Genomic DNA, 21115 nt, shown 5'->3' on the forward strand with positions numbered 1-21115 from the left:
CGTGCTGGGACCTACTCGGTGCGTGCCGAAATCGGTTGCGTACGCTGAAGGTGCTCGGGCATTGCTGGCGGATCCGCGTCGATGCGCACAGAAGGTTTCCGGGCATTGCTGCCGGTTCTGCATTGGAATTGCAGATATCATGACAAAAACCGCCGTTCTGAAGGGTTTTCTCGATCTTGAAAGCATTCGGAGAATGCTTGACGACCGCAGCCCGGGGACCACGTGCAATCGCGGGATCTTGATCAGGCGATTCGATAGAGCCTACGAAAAACTTGAAATGCTACCGAAATAGGTGCAACTTCAGAACGGCGATTATTGTGTGGTTTGATAGACCCAACTTGAAGTTGGCGGAAAACGAGAGGTTTTCGTCGCTTCGCGAGCCGAATCGGAGCAAGTCCGCCATCGGCATGCCGCTGATCGGGATCGATCTGGCCGGCCGGCTCAAGACGGCTTGTTTCGGAGGTGCGAGCGGCGATACGGCGACGAAAACCTTCCGTTTTCTGCCGCAAGTTCCGCTTCGGCGTTTCCTGGCGACCGATCGTGGAGCGAAGGTGCTTTTCGCGCTTTTACGGAGCTGCGCGGATTCCGGCTTAACGCTTGGGCGGGATTGCGCGTCCAGCTCTATGCGGTATGGCGGATGCTTCGGGATCACACGGTGCCAAGCCGCCTCCTTTGACGGCGATAGTGCCCGAGATGCACGGGATCGTCGGATCGCCCTGATTCGAGGCCGCGCTTCGCAGTCCCCGATCAGCTGGGGCTAGCTCCTCTGCGGCCGACACCGAACATCGCGTATCCTCTATTTGTTGCGGAGCCTCCCGTTTTCGTTGGCCTGATCTCGGCGTATTTTTCCGACGGGTACGTATCATGTGAGTACTGCAAGCTACTGATTGGAGGATGAAATGCTTGGACCGCTTGGTGGAGATCGCCTGTGGAACCCGAAGGAGCTCGACAAGTGCAGGGCCGCAGCGCAGGAGCTCGTCGACGCCCAGGATAAGGCCGCAGAGGAAGGCGGCATCATCTACGGATACATGTACACCATGAACAACAGCAACTACGGATACAAGGGCGACGATCTCGAATTCAAAAGCGCTGCGGAAATCGCCGCATTCGACGCGAACGGCCAGGTGAAAGAGACCTACGTCGTATACAAGCAAGGGTAGGGCAGACACTTTCTTGTTGCAACCGAACACTTGGGGGCCGCATGATGGATGCGGCCCCCATAAACCAAGTTGCCCTTGCGGCTCGACGCGGAACGCGTCAGGGCGCGAGGGCTTTCTTTCGCCCCAATGCCTTCGCGCGCAATCAGCGCTCCGTCAGGAGGTCGAAAAGCTCCTGCTTGGAGTGGATGTCGAGCTTCTTGTAGATCCTCGTCATATGCGTTCTTACGGTTCCTTCGGCAAGCACCAACTCGTTGCATATGTAGGGAACGCTTCTTCCCTGGGCGAGCAGTTCGAGTATCTCTCCCTCGCGTTTCGTGAGGCGGTACCGTTCGGAAAGCGCCTTGCTTCGCTGTATCACGCCATCGAAAGGATTGACGTTTTCGGCGAATGCATCGTTTTCGGAATCGAAACCAGCTGCCGCCTTCTTATCGGCCGATGCGACGTTCGGGGAGGCCACTAAAACGACGAGGAGGTAGGCAACGACAACGATTGCGATGTTGGCGATCGATCCGATGGATTCAAAGAAGAACATCCAGCAAAGAGCAAGAACCCATGAAAACCCGGCAGCTAATCCGGCAACGGCTATGCCAGCCGATGGCATTTTCCTCATGCTGTCAACGACGGCGAACGTAAATATGAGCTGGCAGAACAGCTCGATGGCCGAGTTCAGGGTGATGCGCGTCGTCGCGTCGAGGGAATCTCCGGCCACTGCGAGGATCAGAAAGCATCCTATGAGCACCAGCAGGGGAATGTGGTAGCGGCTTTTACTCGGATTCTTGAAGAACACCCAGAAGGAGACAAGCGCGACTGCGAGAAAGAGGGCTATCATCAACGCCAGCGACCCTGCGAACATGGAGCCATTGACGCGCTGGTCGCCCCAAACGCCGCCGTTGCTCGATCCTCTGAGGGCTATCATGGCAAGGGTGATCATTGCCAGCTGAAGAACCTGTCCTCGGTTGACGGAAAAAGATCGAGCTACCGCTCGGAGCTGCTCGCCCATGCCGAGCGTGCGGGGCTTGTCGTCGCGGGTGGGGGATGCGGCGGCGATATCGAAGCGCTCGAGCAGTTTGAAGGCTGCGAACAGGGCGATAAACACGATGATCACCAAAACCAGCGCTGCGGTAACCTGATCGCCCGAACCGCCCAGGTCTTGAACGAAGGCGCTGGCGATCGCCGAAAGAGAGCTCGAAATCGAACAGCAGACAACGACATGCCAGAGCGATCCCGTACGTCCAAGGATGCTGTACGCGCACAGCGTTCCCCAGGCGTTGCCTATGCCGAGCAGTGCCCCGCCCACAAGGAACATGCTGCCAGGGTCTATGATCGATTGGTTCGACGCGAGCCCGAACATTCCCGTCCCCATGAGCATCAGTACGGGAACGAGCGGAAAAATCGGCGTGCGCAATCCGATGGCTTTACTGCCAAGCAATGCGAAAACGATCACGAACAAGGCGCTTGTTGCCATGAAGCCGAATCTGCCGGAGGATGCAAGAGCCTGATCGCCTGCGGCAACGAAAGCGGGGCTGTAACCGACAAGGTTGAACCAGGTGCCCCTCGCGGCCAAGGCGACCGTCGTGCAGGCAAGGACTGCAGCTTTCAACGTGCCGCTTGACGTCACGGGATGTTCCTCCGTTTCCCTTCGGTAGGGTAATCCGTTTCATATTACATCGGCGAATGCCGAAAAATACGATGATTGATCGGACTTCTGCCGCATGCGCGGCGTTCCTATTATACAGGTGTCCGCAGATGTTCGTTCGGCGAACGGAGTACGGGCGCTGCGCGGGGGTTCGTGTCGCCGTTGTCGTACGGCACTCGGGCGAAGGCGCAAAGGAATACGCTCAACAAGGAAAGGTGAGAACATGAAGCAGGGAAGTGTGAGCAGGAGGGGCTTCATAAAGGGGGCCGGTATTGCGGGGCTGGGTATCGCGGCTCTCGGCGCATTGCCCGCATGCGCGAGCCAGGGCAACGGTTCGCAAGGCGCAACAGGGGCGCAGGATGTCCCATGGGACGTAGAGACCGATGTGCTCGTTGTCGGTTCTGGCACGTCGGCCTTTGCGGCCCTGGTTGCGAAGGCAAACGGCGTAGAGAACGTTACCATTATCGAGAAAAGCTCCATCTGGGGAGGTACGTCTGCTACATCGGGCGGAACGCTCTGGATCCCTCTGTTCTATGCGGGGCAGGATGCGGGTATGGCCGATACACGGGAAGACGCCTTGAAGTACATGAAGGCAGTCGCAGCGGGGCGCGGCAACGAAGCTGCCATGGAGCTGTACGTCGACAACGCCAACGCGCTGCTCGAGTGGACGCGTGACACGTTCGGGTGGGAATGGGTTGCAGATACGCCGGGTATGGGCTTCAAAGACTATTACGAGCCTTACGACGGCTTCAGATCCCAAGGCCGGCAGGCGAGTCTGGGCAACGGCGGAGCGGGACTTTGGTCGCAGCTGCAGCAGGATGTCAAGGATCAGGGAATCGAAGTGCTTATGGGTACGGCGGCTGAAGAGATCATCGTCGACGAAACGGGCACGGTCATCGGCGTGAAGGCGACCGATGGCGGAAAGGAAATGCGCATCAAGGCCAACCAATGCGTCGTTCTGGGAACAGGCGGTTTCGACCATAATCCGGATATGGTGCGTGCGTTTCAATCGGTGCCGATTTACGTAACGAACGCCGCCGAAGGAAACGTGGGGGACGCTCAGGCGATGGGCGTTTCGGTGGGAGCCGCTCTTTCGAATATGGATACCAACTGGGGCGTACCGAGCTTTTTACCCGAGCCGTTCGACGAGAACGCCGATGCCGTGTTCAGTATTTCTCTGACGGACTGGGGTATCTACCGAAGCGGCGCGGGCAGTATCGTAGTGAACAAAGACGGCAGGCGTTTTGCGAACGAGTCCTCGGCCTACGCGGTGTTCAATAGGGCATTCGGGAATTACGATACAGCGAAACCGGGCTTTGCCAACATTCCGGCGGTGTGGATTTGCGACAGTAATTACCTCGCAAGCGGAGGCGGGCTGCTTCCTGGCATGAAGGCGGCGGAGGATCCGATTCCCGAGAATTTCTTCAAAGCGGACACGCTCGAAGAGATAGCCGAGCATTTCGGAATCGACCCGCAGGGGCTTACCGACGAGGTCGTAAAATTCAATGGATACGCCGAGCAGGGAATCGATCTTGATTGGCATAGGGGCGAGAAGGATGCCGACAAGGCCGTGGGGGCGTATCACCCCTACTTGAGCGAGCTGCCCAATCCCGTGCTCGCTCCGCTCGCAACGCCACCGTTTTACGCTTCGTTGTACGTTCCGGGCACGTGCGGCACCAATGGCGGCCTGAAAACCAACGAGTACGCTCAAGTCGTTGATGCGAGGGGAAACGTTATTCCCGGCTTGCTGGCGGTAGGAAACTGCAGCGCCAGCATCACGGGCGGTCAGTATTGCGGAGCAGGTATGACGCTCGGTGCGGGTGCGGTTATGAGCTGGATCGGCATTAAGAACATGCTGGGAAACCTGTAAGAGGCGCGCGCCGTACGCTCGCGCGGTACGGGTTTGCGTATGCGACCCGTCGACCGGCCGCATACGCGTCCAGGTTCTGCCGGGCAACGGGGCTCCTGCGAGGGAGCCCCGTTGCATGTTCGGGGCTTCGCATGGAAGCGAAGCGGTTCCATGCGATCGGCCGCATAAACGGTACCGATCCTCGTGTAGGTCCTCGTGTAGGTGTTCGGCGATCAGGGCAACGACAATAAGAATACCGAATATGCTTTTGATCTGGGTTTCCTCGGCATAGCCCGCCTCGGGTGGGCTGACTGCGTTCATCGGGCGATCGACGGTAAGGGTCGGGCTGCGGGAGAGCGGTTTCTTTCGGGCCCATTCGCGCGATCTCCGTTTGCCCTACGACCGCATGTCGACAATGCGAATCAGCTCCTGTTGGGAGTTGATCGTGAGCTTCTGGTAGATATGTTGGATGTGCGTTCTCGTCGTGGGCCTCGCGATGCTCAGTTCCGCCGATATGGAATCGGCATGATAGCCTTTGGCGAGCAGCACAAGGACTTCGGCTTCACGTGGGGTCAGGCCGTACGATTGGGAGATCGCATCGCATCGATCACGAAAGCGCCTGCTTGGGACTTCGCTCCGTTCTCCGGTCTTACTCGCAATCGCATGCTGATCGTCGGTGTTGTTGTAGGTGCATAATTCGAGAAAAGCGAATGCGATGCATATCAGAGCTACGAGTGCCGCGATGATGACGGTGAAAACATCGGTGCTGGCATTGACGGCGACCTCGCATACGATAGCTCCGATCAGAAGTCCGAACCATCCGGGCATCTTCTCTTTGGAGAAAACATCGATCGGCCCACGCTTCTTCGAGGACGATTTGCGTGCGGTGCTGTACCAGCTGACGGTTGCTGTGAAGATGGAGGTAGCTATGATGGGGATGCTGCATAGTATGTAGCTTGCCATGCCGCCTAAGGGGAGGAACAGCAAGGGGGCGGCTACGGGCACGAATCCTATGCGACGAATATCCGCCCCCCTGTTGAGGGCTCCTGCGGAAAGCGCTATCAGCGCTATAATGCATCCTGCCATCCCCCCGATCGCCCCGTAGCTCACCGACATCGTTCCGATCGACTGAAGCAGGATGATGGCGAAACCGAAGTTGATGCCGCAGGTCGTTGCGTAGACAATCCGAGAGGCGCTTTTGAGGCCAGCGCGGCCGGAGGTGCCCTGTGGCTCCGTGTCGTTTTTCGCCGAAGCGGCATCCGATCCGTCTTCCTGCCTTTTCTTGAGCAGATGCAGCGGCATCTTGCTGGCGAAGAGCAGGAAAGCCAGCATGCCGACCGTTGCTGCTGCGCTTGCGAAACCCAGGAACAGGGAAGACGCCGTGTTGTCGAACGGGATCGTAAGCGAGTAGAGGAAGAACATCGAGAAGCCTATCACGTAGCCTACGGCTACGACGATGGCGGTCCACGAATCGAAGCACGCGCTGAAATACAACGCCCACGCGAACATGAGGAAAGCCAGGCTGAGCCCGTGCGCACTCCAGGCGATTACCCCCAACCATACGGGAGGCGTTGCCAGCAAAGGGAACACGGCCGAAAGCAGCAGAACCAAAAGCGCCGATAACGCGCCCAGACCGAGAACGAAGCTCGGGCGGTTCTCGAGGTTGCGATACGTTCTCGTGGCCACAAGAAAGCTGACGGCGAGAACGAAAAACCCGCTTACTCTCATGAACCAGAGAGAATCGCTGGGAAAGTAGGGAGCCGCAAAGGGCAATGCGCCGAAAATTCCGAGCAGCTCCCAGAATATATAGCATGAAAAACCTAAGAGGGCCAAGAGCGAAAGCGCGTTGAAGGGCGCTTTGGGTTCGCAGCTGCTTCTTTTTTCGGAAGAACGAATAAGAAAACGTTTCATGGTTGCCTTTCATCTCTGAACGCGAAGCCAATGATGCTGCAGAACGCATTCTCATTCTATCGGAACACACCCTTGTTGAGCATCATCTCGGGGTGATGATGCGCCCGGATTCGGTTGGTTCTCTGAGGAATGCGCTTTGTTTTCCATCCTGACAACAAGAGATTTCATCGTGTATTTATAGGTATTTGATCAGGTAATTCATCATGTGATGATGAGGTGTTCGGTCATTAAGGATCAAGGTGGCATGATGCATTTCCTCCTCCCGGTTTACATACTGAGTGTTCATACGCTTCGATGCGCGAAAGCATCGGCGTCGATGACGAAAGGAGGACGTATGTGTTTTAGGCCACCAAGTGTCGACGAGGGGGGAGAGTCGGTATGCACCTCGTGCGGCGCGACTAATCCATCGGGAAGCGAGGTGTGCACCTCGTGTGGAAAACCTCTCCTAAAGATCCCGGCAGCGGCTATGGGTCGCGCCGGCGCGCCGCCGGCACCCGGCGTTCCCGGTGCTCAGGNCGGCGAATAGCGTCCCGAACGCTCCGAGGGGTGCTGATGCGAAAGGACCCAAGCCTCCGGCGAAGCCGGCGGCGCCGAGTGAAAGCAAGATTCAGGATAAGGATGCCATGCCCGACCTCGATGCATTCAACTTCATGAAGTGGTAAGAAGACGAGAGGAACATTATGGGAAGTGCTAAAGGAAAAACGATCGTAAAAGGGATGGGCTTTTGCGCCTCCGCCATCGGAGCGAACGTATGCAGCGTCGACGTTGATGAAGAGCAAGACCGCATTCTGCGTATTCGCCCGTTCCACTTTGATGAAAAGTACGGTGAAGATCATTTCAATGCCTGGAAGATAGAGGCTCGCGGGCATACCTTCGAGCCGGGCTACAAGGTGGTATCGGGTCCTTTATCGTACGGGTACAAAAAGCGCGTGTACTCCAAGAACCGAATCCCTTATCCCATGAAGCGCGTGGATTGGGATCCGGCAGGCGAGCGCAATCCGCAAAACCGCGGCAAAAGCAAGTACGTTCGCATCTCGTGGGATGAAGCGGCTCAGACCATCGCCGAAGAGATCAAACGAATCCATGATGAGTACGGGCCGCTTTCGATCCTTGTTCAGGGCGACGGCCACGGCGAGACGAAGTTCGTCCACGGTACCCATGGATGTCAGACGCGCATGCTCGGCTTGATTGGCGATTACACTCTGCAGGCTCGCCAACCCGATAGCTGGGAAGGTTGGTATTGGGGTGCCAAGCATATTTGGGGTATGGATCCGCTTGGCCAGCAGAACATGCAGAACAACGTAATCAAGGATATTTCCGAAAACGGTGATGCCGTCCTGTTCTGGGGCTGCGACCCCGAAACGACTCCGTGGGGCTGGGGCGGCATGATGGCGAGCCGTTTATGCTTCTGGTTCACCGAGATAGGCGTAAAGCAGATCCATATATCTCCCGATGTGAACTACACCAACGCCGTGCACGCCGATAAGTGGATTCCCGTGCTCCCGAACACCGATGCGGCGCTCCAGCTGGCCATCGCCTACGTGTGGTTGTCGGAAGGTACATTCGACCGCGAGTACCTCGACACGCACTCGATCGGGTTCGATAATTTCGCTTACTACGTGATGGGGGGAGAAGACGGTATCCCGAAAACGCCTAAATGGGCGGAGAAAAAATGCGGGGTACCTTCCTACACCATTAAGGCGCTTGCCCGCTATTGGGCGAAGCATGCCGTATCGATCGCCCACTGCAACGGCGGTTCGTTCATTCGCTCCGCTTTCGCCCACGAGCCCGCTCGGCTCGAAGTCGCCCTCCTGGGCATGCAAGCGCTCGGAAAGCCGGGAGCGAACCAGTTCAAGTTCATCGAATGGTCGCTTTTCGGCATGGAGAGCGTGACTCCCATGCCCCCGTCGGTCGAGATACCGAACTGCGGACCCGCATTCCGCGGGCGCCAGTATTCGGTACGACCCAGCCTCATTCCCAAAACGATGATCCCCGAGGCCATCACCAATCCCCCTGTGCAGTGGTACGGGCACATTGCGGCCGGCCTGCCGCGCGAGGATCAGTTCGTCGGTCCGCTTACGTTTCCCCTCGAAGGCCAAGAGCGCATTCATATGATCTGGTCGGATGCGCCGTGCTGGGAAACGTGCTGGAACGGCGGGAACGAGATGCAGGAGGCTTTACGTCACGAATCCATCGAGTTCTTGCTCATTCAACATCCGTGGATGGAAAACGATTGCCTGTTCGCCGACATCCTCCTTCCCATCAATACGAAGTTCGAAGAAGAGGACATCGGCACCGACTCCGATAACGGGATGTGGTCGGTTGTGTACTACGAGCAGCAGGCCATCGAGGCATTGGGCGAATCCAAATCCGATCTTGAGGCTGTTGAGGAAGTGGCCAAGAAGCTCGAGCGGTTCGGTGGAATCTACGAAGATCTGCATGCTCGCATGATGGACGGTGGCAAGACGGTTGGCGATTTCATCAAAGCCGGCTTCGAGAACACGGGTGCTTCCGAGAAACTGTCGTTCGAGGAGTTCAAGGAAAAGCAGTACTACCCGTTCCCGACGAAGGAAAAGTGGGAGGATCTTCCTGTAGGTTTGAGCCAGTTCTACGAAGATCCTGAGAATCATCCGCTTTCGACGCCCTCGGGCAAACTCGAATACTACTCGACTGCCCTTGCCGACATTTTCCCCGACGATGAGATTCGCGGTCCGATTCCTCGATGGATTGAAGAGGGAGACGGGCACGAGGAGCGTATCGATTCCAAGCGGGCGATAGACTATCCGTTCCTCATCGTTTCGAACCATCCGCGCTGGCGTGTCCATGCCAATTGCGATGACATTACGTGGTTGCGAGAAATTCAGACATGCAAGGTGGTCGGGCCGGACGGCTACGCATACGAGCCGGTATGGGTGAACCCGATAGACGCTGGAAAGCTCGGCCTGAAAACGGGCGATGTCGCGAAGTTGTACAACGAGCGAGGCGGCGTACTCGGCGGCGTTATCGTGTCGGAGCGCATCATGCCCGGTGCGGTTTACCAGGATCACGGGGCGCGCGTCGATACCATTGTGTCCGGGGTCGGCGGGCTCGACCGCGGCGGAGCCAACAATCTCATTGCCCCATCGGCAACTACGTCGAAAAATGCGCATGGCGAGGTTACCAGCGGATTCCTCGTCAATATCGAAAAAGTTGATGTATTCCAGCTTGCGGCGCAGTACCCCGAGGCATTTGGACGCGCATACGACCCGGCATCGGGAGTTGTGGTAGACGAGTTCATCGTGGAAGGAAACTAGCATGGGCAAAGTATTCGTAATTGATCCAGCAAAATGCAATGGTTGCCGAAACTGCCAGATTGCCTGCAAAGACGAACACTGCGACAACGACTGGTCTCCCGTTGCGTTGCCTCAACCCGATACCGGTCATTTTTGGATAGGCGTTAACGAGACGGTGCGCGGTAGCGTGCCGAAGGTCAAGGTGTCCTACGTTGTGGAGCTTTGCCAGCACTGCGGCGACGCTCCGTGCATGAAGGCGGCCCCCGATGCCGTCTACCGACGCGACGACGGGCTTGTGATCGTCGATCCCGAGAAGGCAAAAGGCAAGCGCGAGCTTGTGGAGGCGTGCCCCTACGGAGCGATTTTCTGGAACGAGGAGTACGACGTTCCGCAGAAGTGCACGGGATGCGCCCACCTGCTCGACGAAGGATGGACGGTGCCGCGGTGCGTCGATGCGTGCCCCCATGACGCTATCCGCTTCGGAGACGAATCGGAGTTCGCAGACGAGCTCGGCTCCGCGGAGTTCATTGCGCCCGAGCGCGCTGACGCCGATCGTCCCCGCGTATACTATCTGAACCTGCCGAAGCGCTTCGTTGCCGGCGTCGTGGTTGACCTGGAATCGGACGAGGTGGTAGTCGGAGCGCAGGTTACCCTCGAGAACGCCGAGACGTCGGAGTTGCTGCAGACCGAGACCGATGAGTTCGGGGATTTCTGGTTCCACCAGGTCGATGCCGCGCTCTACAACGTATACGTTGAGGCCGAGGGGTATATGACGCGCATGGTGAAAGCCGATGCGACGTCTAAGGATTGCAACGCCGGTCCGATCGATGTGTTCGCAGCCGCCGAATAACATCCGTGGTGGGGCGCTGCGTATTCTGTGGCGCTCCGCCGATCCTTCAACACGAAATGTTAGGGGAATCTATGCAAAACGTATCTTCGGTAAAACAGACTGTCGGACTGGTTATTGCGGCAGTCATCGTAATCGCCGGGCTCTTTCTGCCCGGGACGGGCGACTTAACCCATGAGGGGATATTGGGGCTCGCCATTCTTTTAGCGACCGTTGCTCTGTGGATATGCGAGTCGATACCCATGGGGGTCGCGGGGCTTTTGGCACTTGTCGTAGCCCCCATCGTCGGCATCGCCGAGATCAACACGGTCTTCTCGGGTTTCGGTACGACGACGGTCATTTTCGCCATCGCGGTATTCGGCCTCACGGCCATCGTCATGAAGTCGAACCTCGCGATTCGCCTGACGGCAACCATGACGAAATGGTCGGGTCCGAACTCGAACAAGCTCGTGCTCGCCTTCATGTGCGTCTCCTGGCTGCTGTCGACGGTTATGAACGATTCGGCTGTGCTGGTACTTGTAATCGGCTTGTCGATGATCGTCATCAACAATGCGGGCCATAAGATCGGCGAATCGCACTTGGCGAAGGCTCTCTACATCGGAATCGCCCTCTGCGCGTTCATCGGCGGCGGAGCAACCCCCGCAGGTTCTTCGATCAACGTGCTTGTTATCGGCATGCTCGAGCAGACCATGGGCCAGACGATCAGCTTCGTCGATTGGATGGTGGCCTGCATGCCCGTCTGCCTTCTGATGGTTCCCATTACCTGGTTCGCTGTCGTCAAAATCCTCAAGCCCGAACCGATCGAGCAAAAGGATCTCGACGAGCTGCAGAACCGCGCGAAGGCGCTCGGCCCGCTGGTGGGCGAGGAAAAGAAGACGCTGTTCTTCCTTATCGCCATGCCGGTCCTCTGGATCGCCGGCTCGTGGATTCCTGCGCTCAACGTTACCACGGTGACCGTGCTCGGTCTTGCTGCGATGTTCCTTCCCGGCATCAAGCTGCTCACGTTCGAAGAATTCCAGCGCGAGGTTCCGTGGACGATCGTCATCATGATCGGCGCCGTGCTGTGCTTGGGCGGCATCGTCAACGCTACCGGCGGCGTCGCGTACCTTGCGAACATGTTCCTCTCGACGGGGGTCACCGAACTCGGCGGGTTCTTCTCGCTGCTGCTCATCATGCTGGCCGTATACGCATTCCATACGCTCGTTCCGATCGGACCTGCATTCATCACGCTGCTCGTTCCTCCCCTGATGGCGTTCTGCGTTTCGGTCGGCATGTCTCCTGCTGTGCCGGGCATGATGCTCGCGATCCTGCTCTCGGGCAACTTCCTGCTTCCTTTCAATCCCGGTATGGCGCTTGCCTACCGCGACAACTGCTGGACGGCAAGCGAGCTGTTCAAGACCGGCATTATCCCGGCCATCATCTTTGTGGTGCTGCTGAGCGCATGGACTCCGTTTGCTTCGGGTCTGCTGGGCATTGCCATGTAATGTATTACTGAGCATAATCGCTTACGGGCCCCGGCCGATTGGGCCGGGGCCCGGGGGATAGGGGGAGTTATGGTTCGTGTTAGCGTAAACAAGAAGTTCGTCGGCATCCCTCTTGCGCTTGTCATCCTGGTCGTCGGATGGTTCCTGCCTCCGATCGAGGGACTCACCCACGAGGGGATAGTGGGACTCGCCATACTGTTTGCGGCTGTTGCGATGTGGATATGCGAAACGCTGCCCATGGGTGTGACGGGTCTTCTCGCCCTCGTGCTCGCACCTCTGCTCGGCATAGCGGAGATCAATACGGTTTTTTCGGGCTTCGGCACAACGACGGTGATCTTCGCGATGGCCGTATTCTCGCTGACGGCCATCGTTATGAAGTCCGATCTCGCTATTCGTTTGACGGGATTTCTCGTGCGGATAGCGGGCAGGGATTCCCGCAAACTCGTACTGGCGTTCATGGTGGCGGGAGGACTGCTCTCGGCTGTAATGAACGATTCTGCAACGCTCGTGCTGTTCCTCGGGTTCGCCGATACGGTGCTCGAGAACGCCGGGCACGTGAAGGGGAAGTCTAATCTTGCGAAGTGCCTGTACCTCGGGAGTGCGTTTGCGATATTCATGGGCGGGATGGCTACGCCCGCAGGCGCCTCCATCAACGTGCTCGCACTCGGGCTGGTTGAGCAGGCAACGGGGCAGACGATCCCGTTTCTGTCGTGGATACTCGCAGCCGCTCCCGTCGCCATTGTGATGATCCCGATCATATGGGTTGTGCTTACCAGAGTGTTCAAGCCCGAACCCATCGACGAGGAGAGCCTGCGTGTGCTTACGGCGAAAGCCGCGTCGCTCGGGTCGTTGACGCTTGAGGAAAAGAAGACGCTGGTTTTCCTTTTAGGCGTTCCCGTGCTGTGGATCATCGGTTCGTGGGTGCCGGCGCTCAATGTGACGACGGTTTCAGTCGTAGCCCTTGCGCTCATGTGCGCCCCCGGCGTGAGGTTGCTCACGTTCGACGAGTTCCAGCGCGAGGTTCCCTGGACGATCGTCATCATGATCGGCGCCGTGATCTCCCTCGGCGGCATCGTCGGTTCGACGGGGGGCGTGGCTTTTTTGGCAAACCTGTTCTTGAACAGCGGCGTTATGGAATTGGGCATGTTCCTTACGTTCTGGCTCATCGTAGCGGCGGTCTATTTCACACATTCGTTCGTGCCGGTCGGTCCTGCGTTTGCCACTATTCTCATTCCACCGCTCATGACGTACTGCATGTCGGCTGGGTATTCTCCCGCGATACCGGCCATTCTGCTCGCCGCGATCCTGTCGGGCAACCTGCTTCTTCCCATCAACCCCGGTTTGGCCCTCTCGTATCGCGATAACGTCTATTCGTTCGGCGACGCGTTCAAGGCGGGCATCGTGCCGGTCCTGTGCCTGATCACGCTGTTGGCGGCGTGGGTTCCGTTCATGGTGGGTGTTTTGGGGATCCCGAACTGACCGGTGAGGGAACTTGACGCAAACACGTTTCAGGCATCAAAAAAAGAACCCCCGACCTGCGGGGGTTCTTCAAATTTTTGGTAGTCCCGACCGGATTCGAACCGGCGACCTCCGCCTTGAGAGGGCGGCGTCCTGAACCGCTAGACGACGGGACCATGTGGCGCATCGTGGTAGTTTATAGGGAGTGGCAAGGTTCGTCAAGAACTTATTTCGTCAAACCTCGCAACACCCGTACTGCACGGTGCAAAAAAACTGGCTGGGGTGGAAGGAGTCGAACCCTCACATACGGTACCAGAAACCGCTGTCCTGCCATTAGACGACACCCCAGCTTCTTTGCGCTGAACTCGAAGACCTTCGGTTTCCGGGAGCAAACGCGAGTGAATATATTACGGTGATGCGCGCACTTCGTCAAGCCTGTTTTGACAAATTACCAAAAACGCGACCGAACGACCGGCGCTTGCCCTTTGCAGCTGGGCGCAGGGGTGCCGCACGGCGCTCTTGCACGCACGTTGCGCTGCGCTAGGCAACAAAGATTGTCGGCCGGAAGACACGGATTCGCCGCAAAAACCGTGTCTTCCGGCCGACAATCCGTACACGACATGAAAGGGCGCGGACGCCGAAGGGGCGCGCACGTCGCGTCAGGGTGGTCGGCGCGCGGTAGCGCTACGGCCTACAGCCCGTCGTGAAACTCGGCGGGTACGTGCATCGCGTCGCAGAACGGTTTGTTGCGCGATTGGCCGCAACGGCAGAGCGCATAGCGGTTGCGCAGCTCGTACATCGTACCGTCAGCCGATTCGAGCGGGATTCCGCCTTTCACGTAGAGGCACGCGCTCACGCCTTTCTCGGGATCCTCGAGCAGCGATATCTCGGGTTCGAGGTCGGGTTCGATGAGCGTGCCGTCGTCGTTGCGGCGGTGTACGAGCCTTCCGGCGGGGCAGTCGGTCGAGGCTTTGACGGCTTCGTCCATCAGGTGCGGATCGTCCGATGCCTCGGTGAGCGACCAGACGTCGCCTTCCTCGCGGTGGCAGAATCGGGCGAACGCGCAGCGGTTGTCGTCGAAGAGATCGACACCGCCGCCGGGATAGAGGTCGGCGCGGTCGAGGAAGTCTTCCTTCGATGCGGTCTCGGTTCCCTTGAAGTGCGCCTCGATATGCGATCCGTCGCAGAACGGGGGAGTTTTGGTGTGGCCGCAGCGGCAGAGCGCGTAGGTTTCCTCGGTCTCGAAGATGCGGTCGAGCTCGTATTCGCGATGGCCGCCGACGAGCGTGATGATCTCGCGTTTGAGCGGCACGTGGCCGCATACGATGTAGGGGCCGTCTTCTGCGACGGTGATCTTCATGCCGTTGCCGCAGGGGCTGTCGGGCTGGGTGGGGTTCTCCATGAACTGCCTCGCTTTCTCGTCTGCCTCGAAAAGGCCTGCGACCAAGTATATTGATCGCAGGTAACGAGCGCGCGCCGTTGACGTGGTTCGTTGCCGAACGGTTGAGGCTTCGTCATCGCATTTGAACAAAAGCGAGCAGGCTGCTCTTTTCGTTGGGAACCCTCTCGTCGATCACCGCTTCGAGGACCTCCTCGAGCAGCCGTCCGATTTCGGGTCCCGGCGCTATGCCGAGTGCGATGAGGTCGGTGCCGTTGACGGCCAGGTCTTTTAGGGAGAACGCCTCCTGCGCTTCGAGGATGCCGTCGAGTACCCGATCGAGCTCGTCGGCGAGGGCGACCCTGCCGTGGCATTGCGGCGCCTGTGCGAGCGCGTCGCCCCGCTTGAGGTCGCACATGGCCCGAANTTTCGTCAAACCTCGCAACACCCGTACTGCACGGTGCAAAAAAACTGGCTGGGGTGGAAGGAGTCGAACCCTCACATACGGTACCAGAAACCGCTGTCCTGCCATTAGACGACACCCCAGCTTCTTTGCGCTGAACTCGAAGACCTTCGGTTTCCGGGAGCAAACGCGAGTGAATATATTACGGTGATGCGCGCACTTCGTCAAGCCTGTTTTGACAAATTACCAAAAACGCGACCGAACGACCGGCGCTTGCCCTTTGCAGCTGGGCGCAGGGGTGCCGCACGGCGCTCTTGCACGCACGTTGCGCTGCGCTAGGCAACAAAGATTGTCGGCCGGAAGACACGGATTCGCCGCAAAAACCGTGTCTTCCGGCCGACAATCCGTACACGACATGAAAGGGCGCGGACGCCGAAGGGGCGCGCACGTCGCGTCAGGGTGGTCGGCGCGCGGTAGCGCTACGGCCTACAGCCCGTCGTGAAACTCGGCGGGTACGTGCNCGTCGTGGTACCTGACCAAAAGCAGCACGTCGTCGATCAGCGAAGAGGGCAGGGCGAGCCGCTTCATGGTCGGCCGGGCGAGCTCGATACTCAGCTTGGCGTGGCCGTAGAAATGCCCAACGCCGTCTTCGCCTGCGAAGAAGGCACGCGGTTTGCCCATATCGTGGAACAGCGCGGCCCAGCGGACGAGCGGGTAGGGCGGGGTGTTCTGCATCACGTAAGCGGTATGCTCGAGCACGTCGTAGACGTGGTAGGGCGTCCGTTGGTCGAATCCCTTCATTGCGGAGAGCTCGGGCATGAGGTGCGCCAGCACGTCGGCGCATTCCATGAGCGCATCGTGGACGTGCGGTGCGCATACGAATCCCTGCAGCTCTTTTGAAATTCGCTCCGAGGCGATCGACGAGAGCAGCGGTGCGCACGCCTCCATGCTTCGGAGTGTAGCGGCTTCGATGGCGAACCCGAGTTGCGAGGCGAACCTGCATGCGCGCAGGATGCGAAGCGCGTCTTCGGAAAACCGGCGCTTCGGCTCGCCGACCGCGCGGATGACTTTCGCCGCGATATCGGCCGATCCGCCGTGCGGATCGAAGAGCCCGCGTCGCGGGTGGTAGGCGATGGCGTTCATCGTGAAGTCGCGGCGATCGAGGTCGGAGGCGATGTCCCGCACGAATGTGACGGAGTCGGGGTGGCGGGCGTCGGTATACGGCCCATCGATGCGATAGGTGGTGACTTCGACCGTTTCGCCGTCGACGATCACGGTGATGGTGCCGTGCTTCACTCCCGTTTCGTGCGTGCGATAGCCCGCCTCCTCAAACGCCGCCTGCGCTTCTTGCCACGGGGCCGACGTGGCGACGTCGATATCGCCTGACGGGCGGCCCATGAGGGAATCGCGCACGAATCCGCCGACGCACCACGCTTCGAAGCCCGCCCGCTCGAGCACCTCGATGGATGCCGATGCGCGTGCTGGAAGTTCGATGGTTGTGTGCCGTTCGTTCATGGTGCAAACTATACCACGGCATGGCACAGCATTATGCTATGTCAGGTATTGCCCCTAAATATGATCGAACCTATCATATTCTGTCCCGATGGTCGTTCCCGCATGAGGGAGGCGCAGGGGTATGGCAGATTACATCGCGGGTTCGGCGTGCAACGGATGCAAGCCGCGGCATCTTCGGGGGCGGGTCTGCCATCAGCGCTCGGGGCTTTTGTCCCTCATGATCCAGAAACGCGACGTCGTACGCTTCCTCATTGCTCCGACGGGGTTCGGTAAGACGGCGCTCGCCGCCGAGTACGCGGAATCGATTTTCGGGTTCCAGGACGTCGTCTGGCTCAACGCCCAAAGCCCCTGTTTTCTGCGCGATGTCGACCGCGGTACGATCGCTTCGTCGCTTGTCTCGCTATTCCGCAGGCGCTCGCTTGTGGTGATCGAGGATTTGCCGAGGCTCACGGCGGTACGTGCCGAGGAGGTGTCGGGGTGCATCGACAAGCTGCTCGAGCGGGGATGGGAGGTCGTCGTCACCATGTCGCCGCTCTACCGCGCATTCGCCGATCGGCAGCCCGACAGCATACGGATCGGTTCGAAGGATTTCATCGTTACCGAAGACGAAATGCGCCTGCTCGCAAACGATGCCGGCATCGGGCCTCGCAGGCGGCTTCCGAGCTCGCAGGTCGATGGGGTGCCGGGGCTTTTATGGGGAGGCGCGACTGCTTCGCTCGACCTGTTGCGCGGCGTTGTGGGCGACGTGCTTCCCACCGACGCGCTCCTCGGGCTGTTCGTTATGCTGGCGCTTGGGCGGGGGAGCATCGAGGAAGCGGAGGCGTTCTCGGGGCCCCTCAAAAGCGATACGAGGGCCCTGCTCGGCGAAGAATACCTGTTCTTGGGCGTTGACGAGCACACCGAGCGGTTCGAGACGTATCCGTTTTCCGCCGATGAGGTGGTGCAGGCGTTCTCGGGTTCGCTCGCCCGCATGGCGGCGAGCTCGTCGTTCGCGGACGGCGAAGCGCTTGTTTCCCGCCTCGCCGACGCGCTGCTCGCTCGCGGATCGGCGGAGCGCGCGTGCCTGCTCGTCGATGGATGCAGCAACGGCGATGGGCGCATCGCCTGGCTTGGCGCCCGGTCGAGGGAGCTCGCCCGGGCGGGGTGCCTGCTGCCCGCGCATCACCTGTTCGAGAGCAAGACGCTGCGGCTCAACGCGCAGAACGCCTCCGTTTTCGTCGGCGAGGCGTGGAGGCTTGCCGGGCTCGACGACGTTTCTGCGGCAACCGCCCTCGCCGAGCGGGTGCTCGCCCGTTCGGCCGTACCCGATTCCGCGCGCGGCAATGCCGCGTTGCTGCTGGCTCGCTACGGCGATGCCGGGGACAGGAACCGGGCCGTGGCGGTGCTCGGACGTTTGGCGCGCCAACCCTACGGCGGCGATCCCCCGACGCGCGCTTCGGCCGTGGCCGATGCCCTGGGCGATGCCGATCGGCACTGGGAGGCACTTGCCCTGGCTGTCGTCTGGCTCGCCGAAGATGCCTGCGCGGCGGCCTTCCTCGCCGAAGCGTGCCTGCGGTGCGGTCGCGTCGGCGATCCCGAAACCGCGATTCTCCTGTGGTCGCTCGATGCCCTTTCCGGCGAGGGGGCCTGCGGATTCGGGCAGGCGAGCGGGGCCGATGCCGAGCGTGTGCTTTCGATCGTGGGGGACTACCTGCGTCGCAGTTGGGAAGAGGGCGCGTTCGATTGCGGAAGCGCGTCGCTTCTCGATGCGTGGGACAAGGCGAAGGCGCTCGCTTCTCCCGATGCGCTGTATCCGCCGCTTGCGGCGGCGAGGGCTACGGCTCAGACGCTCGACATGCAGCTGTTCTCGCAACGCAGCGCGTTCGAGCGGGAACGCCGCGCGAACGGAGATGCCCTCATTCCGGGTTCGCCGAAGGTCGGCGATGCGGCCTTTCCCGATACGCGTCGTTTCGGCATCGCTTCGCTCGGGCGGGCGACGGCCGTCCCGACGCTCAACATTCGCCTGTTCGGGGGCCTCGATGTTTCCATCGGCGAAAACGAAGTCGATCCTTCGCTGTTTCGCAGGCAGAAGGTCAAAACGCTGCTCGCGCTTCTGACGTTGAACCAGGGCAAGGAGATTCTGAGGGACCGCCTTGCCTCGCTGCTATGGCCCACGAGCTCGACGGCGACGGCGCGCAGGAACTTCTACAGCACGTGGTCGATGCTGCGCAAGGCGTTGGTGGTTCCGGGCGGCGAGGAGTGCCCGTACCTCGTTCGTCTCCAATACAGCTGCAAGCTCGATACCCGCGCGGTGGCAAGCGATGTGGCGGAGTTCGACGAGCTGTGCAACAAGCTCCTGCTCGAGCCGCCCGACGTCGAGGCGTGGTCGGCCGTCTACGCTCGGCTGTGCGAGCTGTACCGCGGCGACCTCCTTCCGAGCGAGGGCAAGAACGAGTTCATCCTGCAGCAGCGCGAGGAATATCGCGCCCGTCTGATCGATGCGCTCGTTTCCGCTTCGACGAGGTTGTTCGAAGGCGGTGCGCTGCAGGCGGCGCTCTGGTTCGCGCATGCGGCGGTGCGCAGGGATGCGACGCGCGAGGACGCCTACACTGCNAGGTTTTTTATCGAAACTCCTCACGCTTGGCGAAGGGAAGCAGCTTAAGCGTTACGAAGATACGGTTCAGAGGATCAACGGCTTGGAGCCCGGGATGCAAGAGCTCTCGGATGCCGAGCTCATGGCGCTCACCGCCGCGTTCATGGAACGGCAGGAAAACGGCGAATCGCTCGAGTCGCTTCTGCCCGAAGCGTTCGCCGCGGTGCGCGAGGCGGGCGTGCGAACGCTCGGCATGCGCCACTTCGACGTGCAGCTCATCGGCGGCATGGCTTTGAACGACGGCCAGATCGCCGAGATGAAGACCGGCGAAGGCAAAACGCTCGTATCCACGCTTGCAGGCTACCTCAATGCTCTGACCGGCGAGAACGTGCACATCGTCACGGTCAACGACTACCTGGCCAAGCGCGACAGCGAATGGATGGGCCGCATCTACAAGTTCCTCGGCATGGACGTCGGCCTCATTCAAAACGGCATGAAACCCGACCAGAAGATCCCCGCCTACCGAGCGGCCGTCACCTACGGCACGAATTCGGAATTCGGCTTCGACTACCTGCGCGACAACATGGTTACGAAGGCGGCAAGCCGCGTGCAGCGCGGCCACCACTTCGCCATCGTCGACGAGGTCGACTCGATCCTCATCGACGAGGCGCGAACCCCCCTCATCATCTCGGGTGCCGGCACGCAGGCGGCCGAGACCTATAACAAGTTCGCCCGCGTCATGCCCGGGCTCACGCGCGATGTCGATTACGACATGGATGAAGCGAAGAAGACCATCAACGCAACCGAGAGCGGGCTTGAGAAGATCGAGGCGATGCTCGGCATCGACGATTTGTACGCCGATCCGTCGGGCCAGCTCGCAAACCATCTGCAGCAGGCCCTGAAGGCGCAGTTCCTCTTCCACCGCGACGTCGACTACGTCGTCGTGGACGGCGAGGTGAAGATCGTCGACGAGTTCACGGGCCGCATCATGGAGGGCCGCCGCTATTCGGAGGGCCTCCATCAGGCGCTCGAAGCCAAAGAGCACGTGCTCGTGCGCGAGGAGAACCAGACGCTCGCCACCATCACGCTGCAGAACTACTTCCGCCTCTACGAGAAGCTCTCCGGCATGACCGGTACCGCTATGACCGAGGACGCCGAGTTCCGCCAGATCTACAACCTGCCCGTCATGGCCATCCCCCCGAACAGACCGGTCGTCCGCAAAGACGAGGACGACCTGATCTACCGCAACATCGACGCGAAGTTCAACGCGGTCGCCGACGAAGTGGCGGCCCGCAATGCGGTGGGGCAGCCGTGCCTCATCGGCACCGTATCGATCGAGAGCTCCGAGCGGCTTTCCCGCTTGCTCGACAAGCGCGGCATCAAGCACGAGACGTTGAACGCGAAGAACCACGAGCGCGAAGCGCACATCATCGCCCAGGCCGGTCGCGTCGGCGCGGTAACCATCGCCACGAACATGGCGGGCCGTGGTACCGACATCCTGCTCGGCGGCAACCCCGAGGTCATGGCCGAGGACGTGCTTCGCGCACGCGGTTTCGATCCGGAGCTGCCCGAGGGCGTCGAAGCCGAAGAAGGCAAGCCGCCCGCGCCGACGGCCGAAGACCGCGAAAGC

General features: G+C 59.9%; 13 protein-coding genes and 3 tRNA genes. 8 read left to right on the forward strand and 8 right to left on the reverse strand.

All coding sequences use genetic code 11. The features are described 5' to 3' along the window. Positions 1-899: 899 nt before the first annotated feature. A complete protein-coding gene (locus C1722_RS02300) occupies positions 900-1160 on the forward strand; it encodes a hypothetical protein (protein WP_102377822.1) in 261 nt (86 codons plus the stop codon). A 142-nt stretch (positions 1161-1302) separates the two neighbouring features. On the opposite strand, the gene C1722_RS02305 is transcribed toward C1722_RS02300, so the two are convergent. Continuing rightward, a complete protein-coding gene (locus C1722_RS02305) occupies positions 1303-2778 on the reverse strand; it encodes a response regulator transcription factor (RefSeq protein WP_102377823.1) in 1476 nt (491 codons plus the stop codon). 241 nt (positions 2779-3019) lie between these two features. Between C1722_RS02305 and C1722_RS02310 the strand changes: the two genes are divergently transcribed. Beyond that, the gene (locus C1722_RS02310) at positions 3020-4666 is read left to right on the forward strand and encodes an FAD-binding protein (RefSeq protein WP_180994998.1); all 1647 of its coding nucleotides are present in this window, start codon (positions 3020-3022) and stop codon (positions 4664-4666) included. 375 nt (positions 4667-5041) lie between these two features. On the opposite strand, the gene C1722_RS02315 is transcribed toward C1722_RS02310, so the two are convergent. Then, positions 5042-6556 carry a helix-turn-helix transcriptional regulator gene (locus C1722_RS02315; protein ID WP_102377825.1) on the reverse strand — a complete coding sequence of 505 codons (1515 nt, stop codon included), beginning with the start codon at positions 6554-6556 and terminating at the stop codon, positions 5042-5044. Between the two features lie 334 nt (positions 6557-6890). Here C1722_RS02315 and C1722_RS17770 point away from each other — a divergent pair, with 334 nt between their 5' ends. The 5 genes from C1722_RS17770 (at position 6891) to C1722_RS02335 (ending at position 13638) form a co-directional block, all read left to right on the forward strand. Further along, positions 6891-7082, forward strand: coding sequence for a zinc-ribbon domain-containing protein (locus C1722_RS17770; protein ID WP_425319332.1), 192 nt, complete (start codon positions 6891-6893; stop codon positions 7080-7082). Between the two features lie 154 nt (positions 7083-7236). After that, entirely contained in the window at positions 7237-9849 is a 2613-nt protein-coding gene (locus C1722_RS02320) for a molybdopterin-dependent oxidoreductase (protein WP_102377826.1), read from the forward strand. 1 nt (position 9850) lies between these two features. Then, positions 9851-10678: a 4Fe-4S dicluster domain-containing protein gene (locus tag C1722_RS02325; protein ID WP_102377827.1), complete on the forward strand. Its 828-nt coding sequence runs from the start codon at positions 9851-9853 to the stop codon at positions 10676-10678. A gap of 71 nt (positions 10679-10749) precedes the next feature. Continuing rightward, on the forward strand, positions 10750-12159 hold the full coding sequence (locus tag C1722_RS02330; RefSeq protein WP_180994999.1) for an SLC13 family permease: 1410 nt from the start codon (positions 10750-10752) through the stop codon (positions 12157-12159). Positions 12160-12228: 69 nt separating this feature from the next. Then, positions 12229-13638: an SLC13 family permease gene (locus tag C1722_RS02335; protein WP_102377829.1), complete on the forward strand. Its 1410-nt coding sequence runs from the start codon at positions 12229-12231 to the stop codon at positions 13636-13638. Positions 13639-13716: 78 nt separating this feature from the next. On the opposite strand, the gene C1722_RS02340 is transcribed toward C1722_RS02335, so the two are convergent. The 6 genes from C1722_RS02340 to C1722_RS02365 form a co-directional block, all read right to left on the reverse strand. Continuing rightward, a tRNA-Glu gene (locus tag C1722_RS02340) sits at positions 13717-13793 on the reverse strand. A gap of 98 nt (positions 13794-13891) precedes the next feature. Then, positions 13892-13965: transfer RNA gene (locus tag C1722_RS02345), tRNA-Gln, on the reverse strand. 343 nt (positions 13966-14308) lie between these two features. Then, the gene (locus C1722_RS02350; RefSeq protein WP_102379494.1) at positions 14309-15019 is read right to left on the reverse strand and encodes a CDGSH iron-sulfur domain-containing protein; all 711 of its coding nucleotides are present in this window, start codon (positions 15017-15019) and stop codon (positions 14309-14311) included. Positions 15020-15131: 112 nt separating this feature from the next. Beyond that, complete coding sequence (locus C1722_RS02355) at positions 15132-15413, reverse strand: HD domain-containing protein (protein WP_102377830.1); 282 nt, start codon at positions 15411-15413, stop codon at positions 15132-15134. Positions 15414-15467: 54 nt separating this feature from the next. After that, a tRNA-Gln gene (locus C1722_RS02360) sits at positions 15468-15541 on the reverse strand. A gap of 343 nt (positions 15542-15884) precedes the next feature. Beyond that, complete coding sequence (locus C1722_RS02365; RefSeq protein ID WP_102377831.1) at positions 15885-16913, reverse strand: CCA tRNA nucleotidyltransferase; 1029 nt, start codon at positions 16911-16913, stop codon at positions 15885-15887. A 2564-nt stretch (positions 16914-19477) separates the two neighbouring features. Here C1722_RS02365 and secA point away from each other — a divergent pair. Beyond that, the coding region (gene secA, locus C1722_RS02375; protein ID WP_180995001.1) for a preprotein translocase subunit SecA at positions 19478-21115 on the forward strand (1638 nt) is incomplete at its 3' end.

This window comes from Raoultibacter timonensis (assembly GCF_900240215.1).
Taxonomy (GTDB): Bacteria; Actinomycetota; Coriobacteriia; order Coriobacteriales; family Eggerthellaceae; genus Raoultibacter; species Raoultibacter timonensis.